The organism is Fibrobacter sp. (assembly GCA_024398965.1).
Classification (GTDB): Bacteria; Fibrobacterota; Fibrobacteria; order Fibrobacterales; family Fibrobacteraceae; genus Fibrobacter.
This window is the reverse complement of record JAKSIF010000089.1, coordinates 1-5,162: the sequence shown is the minus strand read 5'-3', so window position 1 is coordinate 5,162 and position 5,162 is coordinate 1. Positions and strand designations below refer to the sequence as shown.

At 48.1% G+C, this 5,162-nt stretch carries 4 protein-coding genes; 2 read left to right on the top strand and 2 right to left on the bottom strand.

Features of this window, described 5'->3' with window-relative positions:
• Nucleotides 1–1,319: DUF1015 family protein (locus MJZ26_14535; protein MCQ2106994.1), on the bottom strand; the 1,319-nt coding region annotated here is incomplete at its 3' end.
• Between the two features lie 88 nt (nucleotides 1,320–1,407).
• On the opposite strand from MJZ26_14535, the gene greA reads away from it, so the two are divergent.
• Complete coding sequence (greA, locus tag MJZ26_14530) at nucleotides 1,408–1,875, top strand: transcription elongation factor GreA (protein ID MCQ2106993.1); 468 nt, start codon at nucleotides 1,408–1,410, stop codon at nucleotides 1,873–1,875.
• A 206-nt stretch (nucleotides 1,876–2,081) separates the two neighbouring features.
• A complete protein-coding gene (locus MJZ26_14525) occupies nucleotides 2,082–2,963 on the top strand; it encodes a TatD family hydrolase (protein MCQ2106992.1) in 882 nt (293 codons plus the stop codon).
• Between the two features lie 4 nt (nucleotides 2,964–2,967).
• On the opposite strand, the gene MJZ26_14520 is transcribed toward MJZ26_14525, so the two are convergent.
• On the bottom strand, nucleotides 2,968–4,962 hold the full coding sequence (locus MJZ26_14520) for a bifunctional diguanylate cyclase/phosphodiesterase (GenBank protein MCQ2106991.1): 1,995 nt from the start codon (nucleotides 4,960–4,962) through the stop codon (nucleotides 2,968–2,970).
• Nucleotides 4,963–5,162: the final 200 nt, after the last annotated feature.

The following is a 5,162-nucleotide window of genomic DNA, read 5'->3' as shown; positions in this document are numbered from 1 at the left end:
TAACGGTTGAATTCTTCTTCACCAGTGTAGGTGCCAGCCTTCTTGGCTTCTTCGGCACGGAAGCTAGCGGCGCGGGCGCCTGCAGCACTACGGTGGTGACCGTCAGCGATATAGCTAACAGGAACAGCTTCGAAAGCCTTGCGGATGGCTGCGATCTTGGCATCGTCTTCGATGACCCAAACAGTGTGGCCAAAGCCGTCTGCTTCGGTAACGAAGTCATAGGTGGGAGCAGTCTTGATCACGTCAGCCAGCAGTTCGAACTGGCCTTCGTCGCGATAGGTCAGGAACACCGGACCGGTGTTGGCGTTGGTACCGAGCACATGGCGCAGACGGTCTTCTTCCTTGTCGGCGCGGGTCAGTTCGTGCTTCTTGATGATGCCATTGAAGTAGTCTTCTGCGGGAACGCAGCAAACCAGGCCGTACTGTTCGCGACCGTTCATGGTCTGGCGATAGATGTAGAGGCAATCCTTCTTGTCGTGGGCGATAACGCCATCGGCAATCATCTTGTCCAGGTTTTCGCGAGCATGAGCATAGACCTTCGGGTCATAAGCGTCGACGCTGTCGTCCAGTTCCAGTTCGGAACGGGTAACGCGGAGGTAGGAGTGAGGAAGGCCCTGAGCCATTTCCTTGGCTTCAGCGCGGTTCATCACGTCGTACGGGAGAGCGGAGATGTTCTTGGCTTCGGCCGGGTCAACCGGGCGCAGAGCCTTGAACGGATAGATGTGCATCATAGGTTTCTTTCCTTTGTGAGCTTCTTTGATTAAAACTTCGTCTTCGCTGATAAGATTGTGTATAAACCCAGTCTTCGCGGCCAACCACTTCTTTCGACGGTGGCTTACGATGAAATAAGCTAGAATAAAAAAGATGACTCCACCGATGGCAGCCACAATTGTAATGCCAATAAGGAAGGCAATTAGGTGGTCCGGAGCATTCTGAGCCAGATTCTTGATAACCGCAACACAATTCTTGAAGGACAAACCTTCCATCTCGGACAAAAAGTCGAAGTTTATCTTGTCCGGTTCAATAATGCGGCAACCAATGTAATAGCCTGCCGGGTAGAACAGCCCAAACTGGGTAAATGGATTGGCCACAAAGGAGGAAACCACACCAGGAACCTTTGGCAACTTGAACAGGGCGCAGAAGGCAACAGTCAAAATAATGGCAACACCGATGGTGGGCCAAATACCGATAAACACACCTGCAAAAACAGACCAGGCAACACGCATGGCATCCTGGTTCTTGGGGAACATGCGATTATAGTATATGCGACTCAGGCGCTTATACTTGGATTCCTGCCTTCTTTTGGGTAACCGATCCATTAAACTCATCGTGCGCCAAAGATAGCAAAATTCATAATCAACGAAAAGTGCGAAATTCTCCCTTAGCGAAATTTCTACATTTGACAGCATGAAACATCTTATATCACAGGAAGGCTTTGAAAAATTCAAGGCAGAATGGGAACACCTGAAGTTTGTTGAACGTCCTGCCATGATAAACCAGGTACAGGCTGCAGCTGCCGAAGGGGACCGTAGCGAAAATGCGGCCTACACCTACGGACGTATGCGAGTCCGCGAAATCGACCGTCGTCTCCGCGAACTGGACCGAATCCTGGACGGAGCACAGATTGTCGCAAGCCAGGCAACAAATGACGGAAGCATCCGTTTCGGAGCCACGGTAAAACTCCGCGATATAAAGACAAAACGAGAACGAGTCTACAGTATTGTAGGCGAAAAGGAAATCGATCCATTGCAGGGGCGAATCAGCATGAAATCTCCTGTAGGAGAAGCCCTCATGGGAAAAAAGCAGGGGGAACAGGTCCAAGTTCAGGTTCCCAAGGGACTTGTCACCTACGAAATCGTGGAAGTGAATTACTAATTAACAATTAACAATTAACGATTAACAATGAACAATTACCAACTACGTTGTTTTGATAACCGGCTCTGAAATGTCCAAGCAAGCTTGGCCGCGTCACTCGCCTTAGTTATCAATTACATATAATCGCGCTCCGCACCTTTTTTATAGGACGCCGTAGGCGTGATTAACGACATTGTTAATTATTCATTTTTCACTATTCATTGTTTATGTTTATCGATTCCCACTGTCATCTTGAAGCCTACGAGGAATTCTCCGGAGAATCCCTGGATTCCCTCTTTGAACGTCTCCGTGCCGCCTCTGCTACAGCGGAAGCTGCAGGTACCCTAGACACCCTTCCTCCCCTGCCCGAGGGAGATGCCATGTGGAGCAGCCCCAAGAAGGCTGATGACAGCTTGATTCGCATGCCCGAGGCATTCATCCACGTAGCTTGCAGCCCCAAGAGCTTTGACGGAGCCATTGAAATTTCCGAAAAATACCCATTCGTCTATACCGCCTACGGTCTACACCCGGAATGCGTCCTGACGGAGACTCCAGAAGACGAAGCACGACTTGTTGAACTTTTGAAGCATCCCAAGTGTGTGGCATGTGGCGAATTCGGTCTAGATTACCACTACGGCGCAGAGCACAAGGCGAAACAGGTCAAGCTTTTTGAACGGCACCTGCAACTGGGCCTGCAGTCCGGAAAGCCTCTGGTTCTACACCTCCGCGAAGCCGACGACGATGCCATCGCCGTCCTGAAGAACGCAGACCTCCGCAACACGAACATCCATGTTCATTGCTTTACCGGCGACGCGCCCTTCGTACAAAGGCTCCTGGATCTTGACGCCCATATCTTTGTGGGATTTACAGGAATCATCACATTCAAGACTGCCCAGAATGTACGCGACGCCGCCGCAATAGTCCCGCTGGATCAACTCCTGCTGGAGACAGACACCCCTTACATGGCGCCTGTCCCCCACCGCGGAAAAACTTGCCACCCGGGCTACATTCCCTACACTGCAAGAATGCTCGCCCATATAAAAAACGTGCCTGTAGAAGAACTCTACAAGCACTGCCGCGAAAACACCCGCCGCTGTTACGGAATCTAGCGCCTTATGAAAGGACGGCTTGAACCCCTCTTGCCTCAGGTATGTAATGCTTTTCAAGATAAGCCAGGGCATCTGCCGGATTCAGAGGCATACTGAAGAAGAATCCTTGAATCAATCGACAGCCCTCTGATTTCAAGAATTCAAGCTGTTCCCTAGTTTCGACGCCTTCTGCAATCAAATCCAGATTCAAGGATCTTGCAATACCAATCACCATTCGTGCAAAGGCAGCGTCTTCTTCTTCGTCGGCAACATGATCCACAAAGGACTTGTCCATCTTAAGTGTATGAATGGGGAAACGCTTAAGGTACGAAAGAGAACTATAGCCAGTGCCAAAGTCATCAATGGAAATCTGGAGCCCCATGCTGGAAAGGGCTTTCATAATCTGGATGGTCTTTTCTGCTTCGAAGATTGCGGTATATTCCGTAATTTCCAGTTTGAGATTCCGGGGATTCAGATGAGTCTCTAGCAAGACATTCTTTAAATCGTCTACCAGGTTGTCCAAGGCAAACTGCTTCGCCGAGAAATTCACAGCAACCTGGATATCCTTATATCCCATGTCCACCCACTTCTTGGCCTGCTCGCAAGCCATTCGCAAAATCTGGGCGCCCATCGGAATAATAAGGCCGGTTTCTTCTGCAATAGGGATAAATTCTGCGGGAGAGATAAAACCTCTTTCAGACTGGTTCCAACGCACAAGCGCCTCGAAGCCAGCAATCCTGTTTCCCTTGGTCACATCAATAATCGGCTGGTACATCAGCACAAATTCCTGAGCCTGGATTGCCTTACGGATGTCAAACTCAAGCTTATAAAGTTTCATTGCCTTTTCGCGAATACCACCGCTGAAGAACTGGATGCCACCCAGGTTCACGCTCTTCTTCATTTCTCGAAGGCTGGCCGTAGCATTGGCAAGAATATCTTCAACGCAATCTACATCCCTATTGAGGGCAACAGACATGGAGGCGCTAATATAGAGTTCTCGCCCTTCTAGTTGGATAGGCATCTTTACCGCGTTATGAATCCGACGGACAATGGGAAGGATATCGCTATCAGCATCGCCACTCTGGATATTGTGCAACACTACGGCAAATACATCGGGGCCTATTCGAGCAATGGAATCGTTGGATCGGCACTGAGACTTGATTCGGTCGGCAACCACTTGCAAAACGCTATCGCCTACGTTGCTTGAATAGGATGCGTTGATAGCGCCAAAGCTATCGATATCCAAAAGAGCAACGGCAAACAGATAATCCGGCCTTTGGCGAGCGATATCAAGATCAGTTTTCAGTTTTTCCAGGAAAAACTTACGGTTGTACACGCCAGTAAGCGAATCCTGGTAAACGTAGAACTTTTGGCGTTCTGTCGATTCCTCGTTCTTGATTTCACTGAGAGCGCCAACAATTCGGATGGAACGTCCTTCGTCATTCTTCTGGATATTTCCTGAAATCGACAAGGTTTTTCCGTGCACTTCAGACTTTTTAAGGCAGAGTTCAACAGTGAAATTCGTTCCCATCTCAAGGGCCACATTCATCGCCTCACGGAACCTATCCCAGTCCCCATCAACAACACTGTTTTTTATGACGTTAAAGCTATCATCCAGCATGTTTGCATTCACTTGCAAAAGCTTGGCAGCCTTGTTGGACCAGTACACTTTGCCCGTAACCACATCGAACGTCCAGAACGCACTGGCAGAAACATCTACCATCATCTGGAGAAGTTCATCTTTTTCAATAAGATCCTTATGGAAATCACGAACTGCCACGGTAGATGTGGTGGCAGGAGGTTCTATAACAATGTCCTCGCGCATTTTCTTGTTGTTACCGACAACAGGAAAACGATAGCCTACAGCTACCATCACAAGGAAAATATCAGCTAAAATGTATGGTATTACCAAAAACGGGTTACTTGTCGTACCCAGGAATTCGGGAATAAACACAGCGAAAAAAACACTTGCAAACACCAGCAAGAATCTGAGAAGTTTCTTTTCGTCGAACAATCTCATTAATGCAATCCCTATAGTCCCTGCCTAGAACATATATTATTTTACAGCAATGAGTAAAAATTTATTCACATTTTGTGATACTTTATACATCCCATACATTTTTTGTAAAAAAAGAAAACTCCAGGCAATTTCTTGCTTGGAGTTCTTTATAGTGCCAGAGGGACTCTTTGCAATACATTACGGCTAAAAATATACTATGA